20 protein-coding genes are annotated in these 16615 nt (G+C 68.6%); 17 read left to right on the plus strand and 3 right to left on the minus strand.

Going from position 1 to position 16615, the window contains the following annotated elements; all coding sequences use genetic code 11:
* The first annotated feature begins 20 nt into the window (after positions 1–20).
* From HNP48_RS18675 to hisD, 8 genes are all read left to right on the plus strand, one after another.
* Complete coding sequence (locus HNP48_RS18675; protein ID WP_184860002.1) at positions 21–668, plus strand: phospholipid-binding protein MlaC; 648 nt, start codon at positions 21–23, stop codon at positions 666–668.
* Between the two features lie 22 nt (positions 669–690).
* Positions 691–960: a lipid asymmetry maintenance protein MlaB gene (locus HNP48_RS18680; protein WP_184860004.1), complete on the plus strand. Its 270-nt coding sequence runs from the start codon at positions 691–693 to the stop codon at positions 958–960.
* Positions 961–1029: 69 nt separating this feature from the next.
* On the plus strand, positions 1030–1986 hold the full coding sequence (locus tag HNP48_RS18685; protein ID WP_184859743.1) for an ABC transporter ATP-binding protein: 957 nt from the start codon (positions 1030–1032) through the stop codon (positions 1984–1986).
* Positions 1983–2738 carry an ABC transporter permease gene (locus HNP48_RS18690; RefSeq protein ID WP_184859745.1) on the plus strand — a complete coding sequence of 252 codons (756 nt, stop codon included), beginning with the start codon at positions 1983–1985 and terminating at the stop codon, positions 2736–2738. The genes HNP48_RS18685 and HNP48_RS18690 overlap by 4 nt, the downstream gene beginning before the upstream one ends.
* A gap of 78 nt (positions 2739–2816) precedes the next feature.
* Positions 2817–3059, plus strand: coding sequence for a BolA family protein (locus HNP48_RS18695; protein WP_057265178.1), 243 nt, complete (start codon positions 2817–2819; stop codon positions 3057–3059).
* Positions 3060–3102: 43 nt separating this feature from the next.
* Complete coding sequence (murA, locus tag HNP48_RS18700) at positions 3103–4395, plus strand: UDP-N-acetylglucosamine 1-carboxyvinyltransferase (protein WP_184859747.1); 1293 nt, start codon at positions 3103–3105, stop codon at positions 4393–4395.
* Between the two features lie 17 nt (positions 4396–4412).
* On the plus strand, positions 4413–5057 hold the full coding sequence (gene hisG, locus HNP48_RS18705; protein WP_409362569.1) for an ATP phosphoribosyltransferase: 645 nt from the start codon (positions 4413–4415) through the stop codon (positions 5055–5057).
* A gap of 34 nt (positions 5058–5091) precedes the next feature.
* A complete protein-coding gene (gene hisD, locus HNP48_RS18710) occupies positions 5092–6474 on the plus strand; it encodes a histidinol dehydrogenase (RefSeq protein WP_184859751.1) in 1383 nt (460 codons plus the stop codon).
* Between the two features lie 12 nt (positions 6475–6486).
* Here hisD and HNP48_RS18715 read toward each other — a convergent pair whose 3' ends face one another.
* Complete coding sequence (locus HNP48_RS18715; protein WP_184859753.1) at positions 6487–6864, minus strand: DUF2917 domain-containing protein; 378 nt, start codon at positions 6862–6864, stop codon at positions 6487–6489.
* Positions 6865–7017: 153 nt separating this feature from the next.
* Here HNP48_RS18715 and HNP48_RS18720 point away from each other — a divergent pair, with 153 nt between their 5' ends.
* Genes HNP48_RS18720 through HNP48_RS18760 form a run of 9 tightly spaced genes read left to right on the plus strand, consistent with a single transcriptional unit; the run spans position 7018 to position 13875 of the window.
* Entirely contained in the window at positions 7018–8469 is a 1452-nt protein-coding gene (locus tag HNP48_RS18720) for a PLP-dependent aminotransferase family protein (protein ID WP_184859755.1), read from the plus strand.
* Positions 8470–8518: 49 nt separating this feature from the next.
* Positions 8519–8743 (plus strand): CopG family transcriptional regulator, encoded by a 225-nt coding sequence (locus HNP48_RS18725; RefSeq protein WP_184859757.1) that lies wholly within the window; start codon positions 8519–8521, stop codon positions 8741–8743.
* A complete protein-coding gene (locus HNP48_RS18730; RefSeq protein WP_184859759.1) occupies positions 8740–9198 on the plus strand; it encodes a PIN domain-containing protein in 459 nt (152 codons plus the stop codon). The genes HNP48_RS18725 and HNP48_RS18730 overlap by 4 nt, the downstream gene beginning before the upstream one ends.
* Positions 9195–10307, plus strand: coding sequence for a histidinol-phosphate transaminase (gene hisC / locus HNP48_RS18735; RefSeq protein WP_184859761.1), 1113 nt, complete (start codon positions 9195–9197; stop codon positions 10305–10307). Before HNP48_RS18730 ends, hisC begins: the two co-directional genes overlap by 4 nt.
* Positions 10304–10939 (plus strand): imidazoleglycerol-phosphate dehydratase HisB, encoded by a 636-nt coding sequence (gene hisB / locus HNP48_RS18740; RefSeq protein WP_184859763.1) that lies wholly within the window; start codon positions 10304–10306, stop codon positions 10937–10939. Before hisC ends, hisB begins: the two co-directional genes overlap by 4 nt.
* 58 nt (positions 10940–10997) lie before the next feature.
* Positions 10998–11669 (plus strand): imidazole glycerol phosphate synthase subunit HisH, encoded by a 672-nt coding sequence (gene hisH / locus HNP48_RS18745; RefSeq protein ID WP_184859765.1) that lies wholly within the window; start codon positions 10998–11000, stop codon positions 11667–11669.
* Positions 11670–11729: 60 nt separating this feature from the next.
* Positions 11730–12470 carry a 1-(5-phosphoribosyl)-5-[(5-phosphoribosylamino)methylideneamino]imidazole-4-carboxamide isomerase gene (gene hisA, locus HNP48_RS18750; RefSeq protein WP_184859767.1) on the plus strand — a complete coding sequence of 247 codons (741 nt, stop codon included), beginning with the start codon at positions 11730–11732 and terminating at the stop codon, positions 12468–12470.
* A gap of 23 nt (positions 12471–12493) precedes the next feature.
* The gene (hisF, locus tag HNP48_RS18755; protein ID WP_184859769.1) at positions 12494–13294 is read left to right on the plus strand and encodes an imidazole glycerol phosphate synthase subunit HisF; all 801 of its coding nucleotides are present in this window, start codon (positions 12494–12496) and stop codon (positions 13292–13294) included.
* 20 nt (positions 13295–13314) lie between these two features.
* Entirely contained in the window at positions 13315–13875 is a 561-nt protein-coding gene (locus HNP48_RS18760; protein WP_221480260.1) for a hypothetical protein, read from the plus strand.
* A 32-nt stretch (positions 13876–13907) separates the two neighbouring features.
* Here HNP48_RS18760 and HNP48_RS18765 read toward each other — a convergent pair whose 3' ends face one another.
* Together HNP48_RS18765 and HNP48_RS18770 are read right to left on the minus strand one after the other, a co-directional pair.
* A complete protein-coding gene (locus tag HNP48_RS18765) occupies positions 13908–15875 on the minus strand; it encodes a sensor histidine kinase (RefSeq protein ID WP_260420294.1) in 1968 nt (655 codons plus the stop codon).
* A 16-nt stretch (positions 15876–15891) separates the two neighbouring features.
* Complete coding sequence (locus tag HNP48_RS18770; RefSeq protein ID WP_184859773.1) at positions 15892–16581, minus strand: response regulator transcription factor; 690 nt, start codon at positions 16579–16581, stop codon at positions 15892–15894.
* Positions 16582–16615: the final 34 nt, after the last annotated feature.

A 16615-nucleotide genomic window follows, 5' to 3' on the forward strand; every position in this document is an offset into this window, starting at 1 on the left:
AAGTAGACGATATGACGACGATGATGATGAACCGACGACTCCTGGGCTCCGCGGCCCTGGCCCTGGTGGCCGTGACCTCCCTGGGCCTGCCGCTGTCGGCCGCCGCGGCCGATGAAGCACCCGATGCCCTGATCAAGCGCCTGTCCACCGATGTGCTCAATACGGTGAAGGCCGACAAGTCCATCCAGGGCGGCGATATCACCAAGGTGATCGCGCTGGTGGACAAGACGGTCATGCCCAATGTGAACTTCCGCCGCATGACCGCAGCCGCCGTGGGCCCTGGCTGGCGCCAGGCCACGCCCGAGCAGCAAAAGCGCCTGCAGGAGGAGTTCAAGATCCTGCTGGTGCGCACCTACGCCGGGGCGCTGGCCCAGGTGAACGAGCAGACCATCCAGGTCAAGCCGCTGCGTGCCGACCCGGCCGACAAGGACGTGCTGGTGCGTACCGAGATCGTGGGCCGGGGCGACCCGATCCAGCTGGACTATCGCCTGGAGAAGACCCCGGGCGATGGCGCTGGCTGGAAGATCTACAACCTCAACGTGCTCGGCGTCTGGTTGGTCGAAACCTACAAGGGCCAGTTCGCGCAGGAAATCAATGCCAAGGGCGTGGATGGCCTGATCGCTTCGCTCGAGGCGCGCAACAAGTCCAATGCCGGCACCAAGGGCTGACACCGGGGCTGCCGCCATGCCCATGCTGGTCCTTCCACAGGAGCTGACCCATCGCCAGGCACCGGCGTGCCTGCGCATGCTGCTGCAGGGGCTCAAGGTGCACAAGGAGCCGAACGTGGTCGTGGATGCCCAGGCGCTGGCGCTGTTCGACACCTCGGCGTTGGCGGTGCTGCTCGAGTGCCGGCGCGAGGCGCTCTCGGACCGCAAGACCTTTGCCGTGCAGGGGCTGCCGGCCGCGCTGGCCAGCATGGCCGGCCTGTACGGCGTGGCCGAGCTGCTGCCCGCGGCCTGACCAGCTCTGCAGGGGCTCCCGGGGCTGGCACAGCAGGTTTGTGCACCAGGCCTTAAAATCAGGGGCTTCATGCCCGCAGTCTCATTCCAAGCCGTCTCCAAGACCTTTGATACCCCCAAAGGCCCGTTCCAGGCACTCAACCAGGTCCACCTGGACATCGAGGAGGGGGAGTTCTTCGGGCTGCTCGGCCCCAATGGTGCCGGCAAGACCACCCTCATCAGCATCCTCGCCGGCCTGGCGCGGCCCAGCAGCGGCCGCGTGCTGGTGCAGGGCAGCGACGTACAGGCGAATTTCGCCGAGGCGCGGCGCAAGCTCGGCGTGGTGCCGCAGGAACTGGTCTTCGACCCCTTCTTCAACGTGCGCGAAGCCCTGCGCATCCAGTCCGGCTATTTCGGTGTCAAGAACAACGACGCCTGGATCGACGAACTGCTGCACCACCTGGGCCTCACGGACAAGGCCAATTCCAACATGCGCCAGCTCTCGGGCGGCATGAAGCGCCGTGTGCTCGTGGCCCAGGCGCTGGTGCACAAGCCGCCCATCATCGTGCTCGACGAGCCCACCGCCGGGGTGGACGTGGAGCTGCGCCAGACGCTGTGGCAGTTCATCGCCCGCCTGAACAAGGAGGGCCATACCGTGCTGCTCACCACGCACTACCTCGAAGAGGCCGAAGCCCTTTGCAACCGCATCGCCATGCTCAAGACCGGGCAGGTGGTGGCCTTGGCCGAGACCAGCGAGCTGCTCAAGGCCGCCTCGGGCAATGTGCTGCAGTTCAAGGCCGATGTGGACCTGCCGCCGGCCCTCGCGCGCCTGGCGCGCGTCACCGGCCGCATCGTGCAATTGCCAGCGCACGACGCCCGCGAGATCGAGGAGCACCTGTCCGCGCTGCGCCTGGCCGGTGTCGAGGTGCATGACATGGAAATCCGCCGCCCCGACCTGGAGGACGTGTTCCTGCAGGTGATGGCCGGTACCTCCTCGTCCCATCCGCCGCCGGCGCCCGCGGCGGCCGCCGTGGAGGTGCCCGCATGAACGGCTGGCAAACCCTGTTCTACAAGGAGGTGCTGCGCTTCTGGAAGGTCAGCTTCCAGACCGTGGCCGCGCCGGTGCTCACCGCCGTGCTGTACCTGCTGATCTTCGGCCATGTGCTCGAAGACCATGTGAAGGTCTATGACCGCATCAGCTACACCGCCTTCCTGGTGCCCGGCCTGGTGATGATGAGCGTGCTGCAGAACGCCTTCGCCAACAGCTCCTCGAGCCTGATCCAGAGCAAGATCATGGGCAGCCTGGTCTTCGTGCTGCTCACGCCGCTGTCGCATTGGGCCTGGTTCGTGGCCTACGTCGGTTCTTCCATTGTGCGCGGCCTGGTTGTGGGCCTGGGGGTGTTCATCGTCACCATCGCCTTTGCGCGGCCCGAGTTCGCTGCGCCGCTGTGGATCCTGGCCTTCGCCTTCCTGGGCGCCGCGCTGCTGGCCACGCTGGGGCTGATCGCCGGGCTCTGGGCCGACAAGTTCGACCAGATGGCGGCGTTCCAGAACTTCGTGATCGTGCCCATGACCTTTCTGTCGGGCGTGTTCTACTCCATCCAGTCGCTGCCCCCGTTCTGGCAGACCGTGAGCCACCTGAACCCGTTCTTCTACATGATCGACGGCTTCCGCTACGGCTTCTTCGGCCAGAGCGACACCTCGCCCTGGCTCAGCCTCTCCATCGTCGGCCTGGCCTGGCTGGCCGTGAGCTGGCTGGCCGTGCACCTGCTGCGCACGGGCTACAAGATCCGCCATTGACCGATAGTGAACCGCCCGCGGGCGGTTCGCGTTACGCTAGCGTCCCGCCCCGGATGCGCACCCCCCGTTCCACCCACCATGACCGCCGACCAACTCCAAGACCTCATCGCCGCCGGCCTGGCCTGCGAGCACATCGACCTGCAGGGCGACGGCCGCCACTGGTACGCGACCATCGTTTCGGCCGAATTCGAGGGCAAGCGCCTGATCCAGCGCCACCAGCGCGTGTACGCCACACTGGGCACGCGCATGCAGACGGACGAGGTGCATGCCCTGTCCATGAAGACCTTCACGCCCGCCGAATGGGCGGCGCAGCCGCGCTGAACGGGCGCAGCATCCCCAACCCCCTTTTCCCCCAGGTTTCGTGATGGACAAACTCCTCATCCGTGGCGGCCGCACCCTGCAGGGCGAGGTGCTGGTCTCTGGCGCCAAGAACGCCGCCCTGCCCGAACTGTGTGCCGCGCTGCTCACGGCCGAGCCGGTGACCCTGCTCAACGTGCCCCAGCTGCAGGATGTGAGCACCATGCTCACCCTGATCCGCAACATGGGTGTGGCGGCCGAACGCAGTGCCGACGGCACCGTGCGCATCGACGCCAGCGGGCTCAACACGCCCGAGGCCCCGTACGAGCTGGTCAAGACCATGCGCGCCTCGGTGCTGGCCCTGGGGCCGCTGCTGGCACGCTTCGGCGAGGCCACCGTGTCCCTGCCCGGGGGCTGCGCCATCGGCTCGCGCCCGGTGGACCAGCACATCAAGGGGCTGGCGACCATGGGGGCCGAGATCGTCGTCGAGCACGGCTACATGATCGCCAAGCTCCCTGCGGGCGCCACGCGCCTGAAGGGCGCGCGCATCACCACCGACATGGTCACCGTCACCGGCACCGAGAACTTCCTCATGGCCGCCGCCTTGGCCGAGGGCGAGACCGTGCTCGAGAACGCCGCGCAGGAACCCGAGATCGTCGACCTGGCCGAGATGCTGATTGCCATGGGTGCCCGGATCGAAGGCCACGGCACCAGCCGCATCCGCATCCAGGGCGTGGAGCGCCTGTCCGGCTGCACGCACCGCGTGGTGGCCGACCGTATCGAGGCCGGCACCTTCCTGTGCGCCGTGGCCGCCACGGGGGGCAATGTGGTGCTGCGCCACGGCCGTGCCGACCACCTGGACGCGGTGATCGAGAAGCTGCGCGAGGCCGGTGCACAAGTGCAGGCGGTCGATGCCGGCATCCGCATCCAGAGCCCCGGTGCTGCCAAGCTGCGCGCCCAGGGCTTTCGCACCACCGAGTACCCGGGCTTTCCCACCGACATGCAGGCCCAGTTCATGGCGCTCAACTGCGTGGCGCAAGGCACGTCCACGGTGACCGAGACCATTTTCGAAAACCGCTTCATGCATGTGGACGAGCTCGTGCGCCTGGGCGCCCGCATCCAGACCGACGGCAAGGTCGCCGTGATCGAGGGCCTGGGCAACGCCGAGGCCGCGCATCCGCCGCTGTCGGGTGCCACCGTCATGGCCACCGACCTGCGCGCCTCGGCCAGCCTCGTGATCGCCGGTCTGGTGGCCGATGGCGAGACCGTGGTGGACCGCATCTACCACCTGGACCGCGGCTACGACTGCATGGAAGCCAAGCTGCGCGGCATCGGCGCCGACATCGAGCGCGTGTCCTAAGAGAGAACTTCATGACCATGATCACCCTCGCCCTGTCCAAGGGCCGCATCTTCGACGAGACCCTGCCGCTTTTGGCCGCTGCCGGTATCGAGGTGCTCGAAGACCCCGAGAAGTCGCGCAAGCTCATCCTGCCCACCAACCGCCCCGACGTGCGCGTGGTGCTGGTGCGCGCCACCGATGTGCCCACCTACGTGGAATACGGCGGTGCCGACATCGGCGTGACCGGCAAGGACACGCTGATCGAGCATGGCGGCCAGGGCCTGTACCAGCCGCTGGACCTGCAGATCGCCAAGTGCCGCGTGAGCGTGGCCGTGCGCAACGATTTCGACTACGAGCGCGCCGTCAAGCAGGGCTCGCGCCTGAAGGTGGCCACCAAGTACACCTCCATTGCGCGCGATTTCTTCGCCACCAAGGGCGTGCACGTGGACATGGTCAAACTCTACGGCAGCATGGAGCTGGCGCCGCTGATCGGCCTGTCCGACGCCATTGTCGACCTGGTCTCCACCGGCAACACCCTGCGTGCCAACAATCTGGTCGAGGTCGAGCGCATCATGGACATCAGCTCCTACCTCGTGGTCAACCAGGCCGCGCTCAAGCTCAAGCAGGCGCCGCTGCGCAGCATCATCGATGCCTTTGCCGCCGCCACGGCAGCCCGCGCCTGACCTGATTCCTTTCCCACTGCGACAAGAAAACGCCATGCAAGCCCAGCCCGTCCGCCTCCGTACCGACAGCGCCGATTTCGAAGCCGCCTTCCGCGATCGCCTGCATTGGTCCGCCGACACGGACGCGGCCATCGAGCAGCGCGTGGCCGACATCCTGGCTGACGTGCAGGCGCGCGGCGATGCTGCGGTGCTCGACTACACGGCCCGCTTCGATGGCCTGGCCGCACCCGACATGGCCGCGCTGGAGCTTACGCAGGCCGATTTCAAGGCCGCTTTCGACGCCATTCCCGCGGCCCAGCGCGATGCGCTGCAGGCCGCGGCCAAGCGCGTGCGCAGCTACCACGAGGCGCAGAAGAAGGCCTCCGGCGAAAGCTGGAGCTACCGCGACGAGGACGGCACCCTGCTGGGCCAGAAGGTCACGCCGCTGGACCGCGTGGGCATCTACGTGCCCGGCGGCAAGGCCGCCTACCCGTCAAGCCTGCTCATGAACGCCATCCCGGCCCACGTGGCCGGCGTGCAGGAGATCATCATGGTCGTGCCCACGCCCGTGCGCGGCAGTGTGGCCACCGGCGGTACGGGCGCGCAACTGGCGTCCAGCAAGGGCGAGCGCAACGAACTGGTGCTGGCCGCCGCCTACGTGGCCGGTGTCACGCGCGCCTTCACCATCGGCGGTGCGCAGGCGGTTGCGGCCCTGGCCTACGGCACGGCCACCGTGCCCAAGGTCGACAAGATCACCGGCCCGGGCAATGCCTACGTGGCCAGCGCCAAGAAGCGCGTGTTCGGCACCGTGGGCATCGACATGATCGCCGGCCCCAGTGAAATCCTGGTGCTGGCCGATGGCAGCACCCCGGCCGACTGGGTGGCCATGGACCTGTTCTCGCAGGCCGAGCACGACGAGCTGGCCCAGAGCATCCTGCTGTGCCCCGATGCCGCCTACCTCGATGCCGTGCAGGAGGCCATCGATCGCCTGCTGCCCGCCATGCCGCGCGCCGAAATCATTGCCAAGAGCCTGAACGGCCGTGGCGCGCTGATCCACACCCGCAGCATGGAAGAGGCCTGCGCCATCAGCAACCGCATCGCCCCCGAGCACCTGGAGGTCAGCAGCACCGATCCCCACCGCTGGGAGCCGCTGCTGCGCCATGCGGGCGCCATCTTCCTCGGGGCCTACACCAGCGAAAGCCTGGGCGACTACTGCGCCGGCCCCAACCACGTTCTGCCCACCAGCGGCACGGCACGCTTCAGCTCGCCGCTCGGGGTGTACGACTTCCAGAAGCGCAGCAGCCTCATCGAGGTGAGCGCGGCCGGCGCCCAGGTGCTGGGCACGGTGGCCGCAGAGCTCGCCTACGGCGAAGGCCTGCAGGCCCATGCGCGGGCGGCGGAGCTGCGCCTGTCGCCTGTGCCACCAGCCCGGGGCTGACGGCTCCTGGCGTCAGGCGGCGCGCAACTGCATGCCGCCGGTGGCAGGGACGGCCGCCGGGCGGCTGGCACCGGGCTGTGCGCGGTGCAACGCCCAGTTCAGCAGGGCAGGGCGCTGGCCTTCGGCGCTCACGCGCAACCGCACCGGGCCGGTGAACGACAGGCGCTGGCCGGCTTGCAGGAAGTAGTCTTCCAGCAGGCCGTCGCAGGTCACCCAGACACGGCCTTGCTCCACTTCCAGCAGGGCGGTCTCGCCCGCACGGAATTCGAGCGTCTGCACGGCCTGGGGCGGTGGCAAGGGTTGGCGGTTCCACCGCAAGGCCAGGGCTTCGGGCCGTGGCAGCTGGACGGTGGTCGGTGGGCGGGGGCAGGGGGTAGGCAGGGTGTTCATGCCTTGTACTGTGCGCCGGCACCTGCCGGCTCGCCAGCCACAGCCCGCGCCCAGCTGAAGCAGTACAGATGCGCGGCCGCAGGGGTCTGTGTTGTACGGAATGGCGCCCATCTGTATTGCCTGCTCTGCAGCAGGGCAGTACAGAATGGCACCATGGATGCCCAAGAGACCACGCCCCTGTACCTGCAGATCGCGGCCCAGTTGGCCGAACTGGTGCGCAACGGCACGCTGGCGCGCGGCGAGAAGATGCCCTCGGTGCGCGAGCTGGCACGCCAGCGCGGCGTGGCGCAGAGCACCGTGGTGCAGGCCTACCACTGGCTGGAGGACGCGCGCCTGATCACGGCGCGCCCGCGCTCGGGCTTCTTTGTCGCGGCACGTCCTCTGAATTTGCCCGAGCCCACCATCCCGCGCCCGCTGCGCCGCCCGCGCGAGGTGTCGGTGGACTGGCTGGGCCAGCGCATCATGGGCCGCGCCCAGCCCGTGGACATGGTCTCGTTCAGCAGCGGCACGCCCGGGCCCGACATGCTCAACCCCGACCGCGTGCGCCGCGCCGTGGTGCGTGCCGTGCAGCGCAACCGCCAGCTGCTGTGCACCTACCCCACCTCCGCAGGCCACGCGGAGGCCCGGCGTGCCCTGGCGCGTTACGCCGTGGCCCTGGGCTGCAGCCTGGACCCCGAGAACATCCTGATCACCGGTGGCTGCATGGACAGCATCGCCCTGTGCCTGCGCGCCGCCACCCAGCCGGGCGATGTGGTGGCGCTCGAATCACCCACGCACTTCTCTTTTCTCGAAGTGCTGCAGGGCCTGCACCTCAAGGCGTTGGAGATTCCCACGCACCCGCGCCACGGTATCTCGCTCGATGCCCTGCAGCTCGCCCTGGACACCCAGCCCGTCAAGGCGCTGATGGTCGTGCCCACGCTGAGCAACCCGCTGGGCAGCTGCATGCCGCAGCCCGAACGCCGGCGCCTGGCGCAGATGGCCTCGCGCCACGGCATGGCTGTCATCGAGGATGCGATCTACAACGACCTGGCCGAGTCGGACGAGATGCGCCGCACCGTCAAGTCCTACGACACCACGGGCCACGTGATGCTCTGCGATTCCTTTTCCAAGACCCTGGCGCCCGGCCTGCGCCTGGGCTGGGTCGAAGCCGGGCGCTGGACCGAGCAACTGCGCAGCATCAAGGACATGCAGGCCGGCGGCCAGTCGGCCGTGCTGGAGCTGGCGCTGGCCGACCTCATCAACCAGAGCGGCCATGCCGCCGCCATGCGCCAGCTGCGTGCGGCGGCCGCGGCCCGGCTCGACGAGGTGCGGGCCATCATTGGCGCGCATTTCCCGCCGGGCACGCGGGTCAGCGATCCGCCGGGCGGCATGCTGCTGTGGGTGGAGTTGCCGCGCGCACTCGATTCGGTGCAATTGCACGAAGCCTGCCTGGCAAGGAACATCCTCGTCGCCCCGGGCACGGTGTTCAGCGCCAGCGGGCGCTTTCGCAACTGCCTGCGCATCGGCGTGGGCAGCGACTGGACCCCGGCCCACCTGGAGGCCCTGCGCACGGTGGGCGACATGGCCTGCCGGGTGCTGGAGGGGGCTGGGCGCAAAGTAGCCTGAAAAACTACACGAACTTCGTGTTCCACGAAGTTCGTGTAATATTCAGACCATGAAGAACGTCACCATCACCATGGACGACGCCGTCGCCGAATGGGTGCGCGTGGAAGCGGCCAAGCGCGGCAGCAGCGTCTCGCGCCTGCTGGGCGAATGGCTGGCCGAGAAGATGCGCCAGGAAGACGCTTACGCCCAGGCCATGCGCGAAGCCCTGGGCTTCGAGAGCTGGGGTGCGTCCAGCGGCCCCTATGTGCCGCGCGAAACCCTGTTCCGGCGATGAGCAGCGGCACCACCCCCCTCTTCGTCGACACCGAGCTGCTGCTGGCCAGCGTGGATGAGCGCGACCCTGCGCGCCAGGCCCGGGCGCGCGAATGGCTCACGTTCTGCTGGCAGACACGCAGCGGGCGCATCAGCTCCCAGGTGCTCAACGAGCTGTACAACCAGGCCATCCAGCGCTTCGAGGGCCCGCGCACCGTGCAGCTGGTGCGCGCCCAGGTGCGCCGCTTGCGCGTGTGGCTGCCGCCGCACCTCGATGCCTACACGGTCGATGGCGCCTGGGACCTGCAGGACCGCTACCGCCTGGGCTACTGGGACGCGCTCATCGTCTCCTCCGCCCACCAGCAGGGCTGCCGCTACCTGCTGACCGAGGCCTTGCCGCACGACCAGGTGCTGGACGCCGTGCGCTGCATCAATCCTTTCCTTGTAGCCCCCAACGAACTGGACACCACCGAATGACCACGACTGCAAGCCTTTCTGCCGCCCTCAACCGCATCCGCGCCGACGTGCGCGCCATGCACGCCTATGGCGTGCAGCCCTCCACGGGCATGCTCAAGATGGACGCGATGGAAAACCCCTTCCGCCTGCCGGCCCACCTGCAGGCGGCCTTGGGCCAGCGCCTGGGCGCACTCGCGCTCAACCGCTACCCCGGCGAGCGCCTGAACGACCTCAAGGCTGCGCTGGCCAAGTACGCCGGCCTGCCCGAGGGCCACGGCATCGTGCTGGGCAACGGCTCCGATGAACTCATCACCCTCTTGGCCCTGGCCTGCGCCCAGCCCGGCGCGCGCGCCACCATGCTCGCGCCCATGCCCGGCTTCGTGATGTACCCGCTCTCGGCGCAGTTGCAGGGCCTGGATTTCGTCAGCGTGCCGCTTACGCCCGACTTCGAGCTCGACGAGCCCGCCATGCTGGCGGCCATCGCGCAGCACCGCCCGGCCATCACCTACATCGCCTACCCCAACAACCCCACGGCCACGCTGTGGGACGAGGGTGCCGTGCAGCGCATCGTCGACGCGGTGGGCGCCGTGGGCGGCTTCGTGGTGATGGACGAGGCCTACCAGCCCTTTGCCAGCCGCACCTTCATCGACCGCATGCGCGCCGAGCCTGAGCGCAATGCCCATGTGCTGCTCATGCGCACGCTCAGCAAGTTCGGTCTGGCCGGCGTGCGCCTGGGCTACCTCATCGGCCCGGCCGCCGTGGTGGCCGAGATCGACAAGGTGCGCCCGCCCTACAACGTGAGCGTGCTCAACTGCGAGGCCGCGCTGTTCGCGCTGGAGCATGCCGACGTGTTCGCCGACCAGGCCGCCGAGCTGCGCGCCCAGCGCGCGGTCTTGGTGCAGGCGCTCAAGGCCATGCCAGGCATCGAAAAGTGCTGGGACAGCGAGGCCAACATGGTGCTCGTGCGTGTGGCGGATTCCGCCACAGCCTACGAGGGCATGAAAAAGCGCAAGGTCCTGGTCAAGAACGTTTCTACAATGCACCCATTGCTGGCGAACTGCCTGCGCCTCACCGTGGGCAATGCCGACGACAACGCGCAGATGCTTGCCGCACTCCAAGCCTCCCTATGACTTCTTCTGCTCTCGTACCCTCCGCACCGGCCGACCCCTCGGCCGATCGCACCGCCGAGGTGAGCCGCAACACCGCCGAGACGCACATCACCGTGCGCCTCAACCTCGACGGCACCGGCCAGGCCAAGCTGCACACCGGCATCGGCTTTTTCGACCACATGCTCGACCAGATCGCGCGCCATGGCCTGATCGACCTGGAGATCGACTGCGATGGCGACCTGCACATCGACGGCCACCACACGGTGGAAGACGTGGGCATCACCCTGGGCCAGGCGTTTGCACGCGCCGTGGGCGACAAGAAGGGCATCACCCGCTACGGGCACGCCTACGTGCCGCTGGACGAGGCCCTGAGCCGCGTCGTGGTCGACTTCTCGGGCCGCCCGGGCCTGCACCTGCACATCCCGTTCACGGCCGGCAGCATCGGCGGTTTCGACACCCAGCTGACCTACGAGTTCTTCCAGGGCTTCGTGAACCATGCGGGCGTGACCCTGCACATCGACAACCTCAAGGGCATCAACGCGCACCACCAGTGCGAGACGGTGTTCAAGGCCTTTGCCCGTGCGCTGCGCGCAGCGCTCACGCGCGACCCGCGTGCGGCCGGAACGATTCCGTCCACCAAGGGCAGTCTCTGATCCTCTCTCCCGCCAGGAAAAAAGGCCAGCATCGCTTTTGTCCCCTGCGTTGACAGCTATGAATATGGAAGCAAAAACCGTCGCCGTGGTTGATTACGGCATGGGCAACCTGCGCTCGGTGTCGCAGGCCGTGCAGGCCGCCGCGCAAGGCTCGGGCTGGACCGTGGTCGTCACCTCGCGCCCCGAAGACGTGCGCGCCGCCCAGCGCATCGTGCTGCCGGGGCAGGGCGCCATGCCCGACTGCATGCGCGAGCTGCGCGACTCGGGCCTGCAGGAGTCCGTCCTCGAAGCCGCGGCGCAAAAGCCGATGTTCGGCGTCTGCGTGGGCATGCAGATGCTGCTGGACCACAGTGCCGAGGGCGACACCCCCGGCCTGTCGCTGATTCCCGGCGAGGTGCGCAAGTTCGACCTGGCCGGCCGCACCCAGCCCGACGGCAGCCGCTTCAAGGTGCCGCAGATGGGCTGGAACCAGGTGCGCCAGGTGGCCCACGGTGCGGCCGGCGTGCATCCGGTCTGGGCCGGCGTGCCCGACGGCAGCTATTTCTACTTTGTGCACAGTTTCTACGCGCGCCCGCAGAACCCAGCCCACTGTGCGGGCGAGGCCGACTACGGCGGTGTTTTCGCCGCGGCGATTGCACGCGATAATATTTTTGCCACGCAGTTCCACCCCGAGAAAAGTGCGGAGCATGGCCTGGCGCTGTACCGCAATTTCCTGCACTGGAATCCCTGAAACCCTTTACAACCCTGTTCGGGCCGAGCCCGGCCTCGCCCTTTTCCACCCGAACCCACCATGCTGCTCATCCCCGCCATCGATCTCAAGGACGGCCACTGCGTACGCCTCAAGCAAGGCGATATGGACCAATCCACCACCTTCGGTGAAGACCCTGCCGCCATGGCGCGCAAGTGGCTGGAGGCCGGCGCGCGCCGCCTGCACCTGGTGGACCTCAATGGCGCCTTCGCCGGCGTGCCCAAGAACTTCAGCGCGATCAAGTCCATCCTCAAGGAAGTAGGCGAGGACATCCCGGTGCAGCTCGGTGGCGGCATCCGCGACCTGGACACCATCGAGAAATACATCGATGGTGGCCTGCGCTACGTGATCATCGGCACCGCGGCCGTGAAGAACCCTGGTTTCCTCAAGGACGCCTGCAGCGCCTTCGGCGGCCACATCATCGTGGGCCTCGATGCCAAGGACGGCAAGGTTGCCACCGACGGCTGGAGCAAGCTCACCGGCCACGAGGTCGTGGACCTGGCCAAGAAGTTCGAGGACTGGGGCGTCGAGTCCATCATCTACACCGATATCGGCCGCGACGGCATGCTCTCGGGCATCAACATCGACGCCACCGTCAAGCTCGCACAGTCGCTGAGCATCCCCGTGATCGCCTCGGGCGGCCTGTCCAACATGGCCGACATCGAGCAGCTGTGCGCGGTCGAGGGCGAGGGCGTCGAGGGGGTCATCTGCGGTCGCGCCATCTACAGCGGCGACCTCGATTTCGCTGCCGCCCAGGCGCGCGCCGACGAACTGAATGGATAAGCCCCTGCGGGGCCGTTGACTACATGCTTGCCAAACGCATCATCCCCTGCCTGGACGTGACCGGAGGCCGCGTGGTCAAGGGCGTCAACTTCGTCGAGCTGCGCGATGCAGGCGACCCGGTCGAGATCGCCGCGCGCTACAACGCCCAGGGCGCCGACGAACTCACCTTCCTCGATATCACCGCCACCAGCGACGGGCGCGACCTGATCCTGCCCATCATCGAAGCCGTGGCCAGCCAGGTGTTCATTCCGCTCACCGTGGGCGGGGGCGTGCGCACGGTGGCCGATGTGCGCCGCCTGCTCAATGCAGGTGCCGACAAGACGAGCTTCAACTCGGCCGCGATCGCCGATCCCGACGTGATCAATGCCGCATCGGACAGGTACGGTGCGCAGTGCATTGTGGTGGCCATCGACGCCAAGCGCCGCTCCGAAGAAGACGCGCAGCGCACCGGCGCCGACGGCAAGCCCGTGGGCCCGGGGTGGGACGTGTACAGCCATGGCGGCCGCAAGAACACCGGCCTGGACGCGGTGGCCTGGGCCACCGAGATGGCGCGCCGCGGTGCGGGCGAGATTTTGCTGACCAGCATGGACCGCGATGGCACCAAGGCCGGCTTCGACCTCGCGCTCACGCGCGCCGTGAGCGACGCCATCAGCGTGCCCGTGATCGCCTCGGGCGGCGTGGGCAACCTCGACCACCTGGCCGACGGCATCCAGCTCGGCGGCGCCGACGCGGTGCTGGCCGCCAGCATCTTCCACTACGGCGAATACACCGTGGGGCAGTCCAAGCAGCACATGGCGGGGCGCGGCATCCCTGTGCGACTGTGAAGAGGGCGCGCGTACTGGCCTTGGCGTCTGCCGTGGCCCTGGGGGCCGGCCTTGCGGCCGCGCCAGCCACTGCACAGCAGGTGCCCGCGCCGTCCTACGCGCGCGGTTACTTCGACCGCCTGCCCTGCGTGGACCGCATCGGCCGCTGTTTTGACGCGACCATCGGCGGCAAGGCCGTGCAGGTCATTGCCGACAAGGCCGAGTTCGACAAGCTCAAGACCCTGCTCAAGGAATTGAACGACAACGTGCGCGATGTCTACTGGATCGTGCGCGAGCCGGTGGATGGCAAGGTGGCGCTCGATGTGCTCACGCGCCCCAACGCCATGGGCCTGCCCCATGTAGGCGAAGAAAAGGAAGAGCCCGACGTCACGGTCTACGCGCTCGACGGCCAGGACCTGGACAGCGAGCCCGAGATGGTGGCGCGCCAGGACGTACGGGTCAACGGCCAGCCCGTGGTCACCCAGCAGGAAACGCTGACGCAGGACTTCCTGCCCCCAGGCCGCTACGCCATGGCCATCAAGTACCTGGGGCGCAAGAACTGGGACCGCAAATGGGTGTTCCTGACGGTCGCCCAGCCTTGATGCCTTGAGCGGGCCGCGGCGGGCCACCACGCCTACGCGGTCGGCCAGCGCGAAGGCCTGAAGCCCTCTGCTGCCGGGGGCGGGCCTTGCAGCGGCAGCCACAGCTGCACCACGGTGCCGCCCCGGTCACCCAGGAAAATCCGTGCACGCCCGCCGAGCTGGCGTGCGCGCTCCTCGATGTGGCCCAGCCCGCGGCCCTGGTGGCCTTCGGGCCGGGCCTGCAGCCCGCGCCCGTCGTCCTCGATCTGCACGCACACCCCCGGTCCCGCATCCCGCGTGGCCGACAGGGTGACGTTGGCCGCCCCGGAGTGCTTGACCACGTTGGCCAGCGCCTCCTGCACGATGCGCAGCACATGCAGCGCGGCCGGGGCGTCCAGCCACGGCAGGGGCGGCAGATCGTCCATGCGCCAGTGCAGGGTGATGCCGCCCTGGGCGAGGCGATGGCCCACGCGCTGGCGCAAGGTGGCCAGCAGGGTGGTCAGGTCCTGGTCGATGGGCTCCATCGAATCGATGGTCAGGCGCAGGTCTTCCAGGCACTCGCGCAGCACCTGGGCCATCTCGCCCTGCGACAGGCGGCCCTGCTCGATCTGGCCCAGGGACGACACCAGCATGGCACCCAGGCCATCGTGCATGTCGCGCGTGAGCCGCTGGCGCTCGGCCAGGCGCACGCGTTCGCCCTCCACCTCGGCCAGCAGGGCGAAGTTGCTCTGCAGCGCACGCTGCTGTTCAGCGAGCTTGTTCGAGAGCACCGCGGCCGCGCCCTCGGCATGCTCCAGGGCGCCGATGTAGCGGCGGTTCACAGCGTACAGGAAGGCGCCCAGCACCAGCATCATCGCGTAGGGCATGAGGTACAGGCTTTCGGGAGAGATGCGCAGCTGCAGCAGCGCCAGGTCGTGCACGCCGAGCACCAGGCAGATGCACAGCGCCACGGCCAGCACCCGCAACTCGCGGCTGCCGCGCCAGGCCGACCAGGCGATGAGCAGGGTCACGCCCATCGCCACCAGCGTGTTGGCGGCATGCAGCAGCAGCGGCGTGTCCAGTGCCCAGGGCAAGAATGGCATGGACACGGCCGAAACCAGCAGCGCAAAGCCCAGCAGCAAGCGTTCCACCGAGGGAAAGCTGCGCGTCGCAAAGCGCAGCGAGAACAGGTAGACCAGCAGCATGACCCAGGTCATCGAGGCATCGGTGGCCCACCAGAACCAGCGCAGGGCGTCGAGGTTCTGGGGCAGCTCGATGCCGTAGTGCAGGTTGCGGAACCACCAGGCCAGCGAGGCGAGCCCGAAGTACAGGTAGGCCGTGTCCTGGCGCCGCCGCCACCAGAAAGCCAGTGAGAACAAGCCCAGCATGACCAGCGTGGTGCTGGCCGCCAGGGGCACGGTGACGACCCAGCGCTGGCGCGCCGACCACAGGGCCTGGACCTCGGGTTCCGGCCCCATCCACAGGCGGCTCAGGGCATAGCTGCCGTCGGCGCGCGGTGGCAGCGCGAGGAACAGGCGGCAAGGGCCCGGGGATTGGGAGGCGGCACCGGGCAGGCGCAGCAGGATAGGCTGGTTCCACTGCGAGGGCCAGGCCGGGCTGTTGTCCAGCAACTGCCGTGTGCCCTGTGCGGTGCGCAGCCAGACCTGCAGGGGGCCGCCGTTGACGCGCGGCAGGTACAGGGCCAGGGTTTCCTGCGCGACGGGCGCAGGGCATGCGGTGCGGTACCAGACCGTGGGCCGGGGCAGGTTGACGGCGGCGCGCGTGGTCGGGTCGCGCTGTACCGCTTGCGGCAGTTCCACCGGCAACCAGTCCCCTGGTGCAGCGTCTGCAGGCGGCCCGATGGAGGGCTCGGTGCCTGGTGCCGGCGCCCAGCGCTCCACGCGCGTGACCGCCATGGTGTCGCCGGCCTCGGCGTCGGCGGCTTGGGCCAGCACAGCCCCCAGGGCCAGGCTGGCGGCCATGATCCAGCGCAGGCCCTGCCGGCATGCGGTGCTGGTGCGCGAAGGACGGGCCACGGGCATCACGGGGCCGCGGCCTTCAGTCGCCCATCAGCCCGCGCTTGCGGGCCTCGTAGACCGCCTCCGCGCGGGAATGCACCTGCAGCTTGCGGTAGCTGCGCTTGACATAGGTGAGCACGGTCTGCTGGGTCACGCCCATCATCTGCGCGATCTCGCGGTAGCTGTAGCCCTTGGCGGCCATGCCGAGCATCTCGCATTCGCGCTCGCTGAGCAGGCCCGCGTCAGCTTCGCTGGCCGATGGATCGAGCGCACTGGCCTGCGGGCGCTGGCGCGACAGGCCCGCAGGGGCGAGCCGGGTCAGCAGGCGCCGCGCGATCACGGGGCTGATGGGGCTGCCGCCGGCATGCACGGCGCGCACCATCTCGGCCAGGTCCAGGGCCGGCGTGTCCTTGAGCACATAGCCCGTGGCGCCGGCCGCCAGCGCCTGCATGACATGGGCCTCGTCGCCGAACACGGTGACCACCACCACCTCGCAATGGGGGGCGACATCGGCGCTGCGCGCAATCACCTCGATGCCGTTGAGATCGGGCAGCCCCAGGTCCAGCAGCAGCACCTGGGGCTGGTGCCGCGCCAGCAAGGCCAGGCCCGAGGCCGCATCACCGGCGGCGCCCACCAGGCGCAGGTCGGGCGCGGCGGCAATGCTGTCGCACAGGCGCTGCCGGAAGGGCGGGTCGTCCTCGATCACAAGCACGGAGAGCAGAGCGGACATGGATGGGCGGGCCTTGGAACAGCGCGGCGGTGCA

The sequence above is a fragment of the Acidovorax soli genome (assembly GCF_014207955.1).
Lineage (GTDB): Bacteria > Pseudomonadota > Gammaproteobacteria > Burkholderiales > Burkholderiaceae_C > Acidovorax > Acidovorax soli_A.

What these genes read in the sequence shown, in the direction of transcription:
- HNP48_RS18675 (WP_184860002.1), top strand. Translation starts at nt 21, where the DNA reads ATGATGATGAACCGACGACTCCTGGGCTCCGCGGCCCTGGCCCTGGTG.
- HNP48_RS18680 (WP_184860004.1), top strand. Translation starts at nt 691, where the DNA reads ATGCTGGTCCTTCCACAGGAGCTGACCCATCGCCAGGCACCGGCGTGC.
- HNP48_RS18685 (WP_184859743.1), top strand. Translation starts at nt 1,030, where the DNA reads ATGCCCGCAGTCTCATTCCAAGCCGTCTCCAAGACCTTTGATACCCCC.
- HNP48_RS18690 (WP_184859745.1), top strand. Translation starts at nt 1,983, where the DNA reads ATGAACGGCTGGCAAACCCTGTTCTACAAGGAGGTGCTGCGCTTCTGG.
- HNP48_RS18695 (WP_057265178.1), top strand. Translation starts at nt 2,817, where the DNA reads ATGACCGCCGACCAACTCCAAGACCTCATCGCCGCCGGCCTGGCCTGC.
- murA (WP_184859747.1), top strand. Translation starts at nt 3,103, where the DNA reads ATGGACAAACTCCTCATCCGTGGCGGCCGCACCCTGCAGGGCGAGGTG.
- hisG (WP_409362569.1), top strand. Translation starts at nt 4,413, where the DNA reads ATGATCACCCTCGCCCTGTCCAAGGGCCGCATCTTCGACGAGACCCTG.
- hisD (WP_184859751.1), top strand. Translation starts at nt 5,092, where the DNA reads ATGCAAGCCCAGCCCGTCCGCCTCCGTACCGACAGCGCCGATTTCGAA.
- HNP48_RS18715 (WP_184859753.1), bottom strand. Translation starts at nt 6,864, where the DNA reads ATGAACACCCTGCCTACCCCCTGCCCCCGCCCACCGACCACCGTCCAG.
- HNP48_RS18720 (WP_184859755.1), top strand. Translation starts at nt 7,018, where the DNA reads ATGGATGCCCAAGAGACCACGCCCCTGTACCTGCAGATCGCGGCCCAG.
- HNP48_RS18725 (WP_184859757.1), top strand. Translation starts at nt 8,519, where the DNA reads ATGAAGAACGTCACCATCACCATGGACGACGCCGTCGCCGAATGGGTG.
- HNP48_RS18730 (WP_184859759.1), top strand. Translation starts at nt 8,740, where the DNA reads ATGAGCAGCGGCACCACCCCCCTCTTCGTCGACACCGAGCTGCTGCTG.
- hisC (WP_184859761.1), top strand. Translation starts at nt 9,195, where the DNA reads ATGACCACGACTGCAAGCCTTTCTGCCGCCCTCAACCGCATCCGCGCC.
- hisB (WP_184859763.1), top strand. Translation starts at nt 10,304, where the DNA reads ATGACTTCTTCTGCTCTCGTACCCTCCGCACCGGCCGACCCCTCGGCC.
- hisH (WP_184859765.1), top strand. Translation starts at nt 10,998, where the DNA reads ATGAATATGGAAGCAAAAACCGTCGCCGTGGTTGATTACGGCATGGGC.
- hisA (WP_184859767.1), top strand. Translation starts at nt 11,730, where the DNA reads ATGCTGCTCATCCCCGCCATCGATCTCAAGGACGGCCACTGCGTACGC.
- hisF (WP_184859769.1), top strand. Translation starts at nt 12,494, where the DNA reads ATGCTTGCCAAACGCATCATCCCCTGCCTGGACGTGACCGGAGGCCGC.
- HNP48_RS18765 (WP_260420294.1), bottom strand. Translation starts at nt 15,875, where the DNA reads ATGCCCGTGGCCCGTCCTTCGCGCACCAGCACCGCATGCCGGCAGGGC.
- HNP48_RS18770 (WP_184859773.1), bottom strand. Translation starts at nt 16,581, where the DNA reads ATGTCCGCTCTGCTCTCCGTGCTTGTGATCGAGGACGACCCGCCCTTC.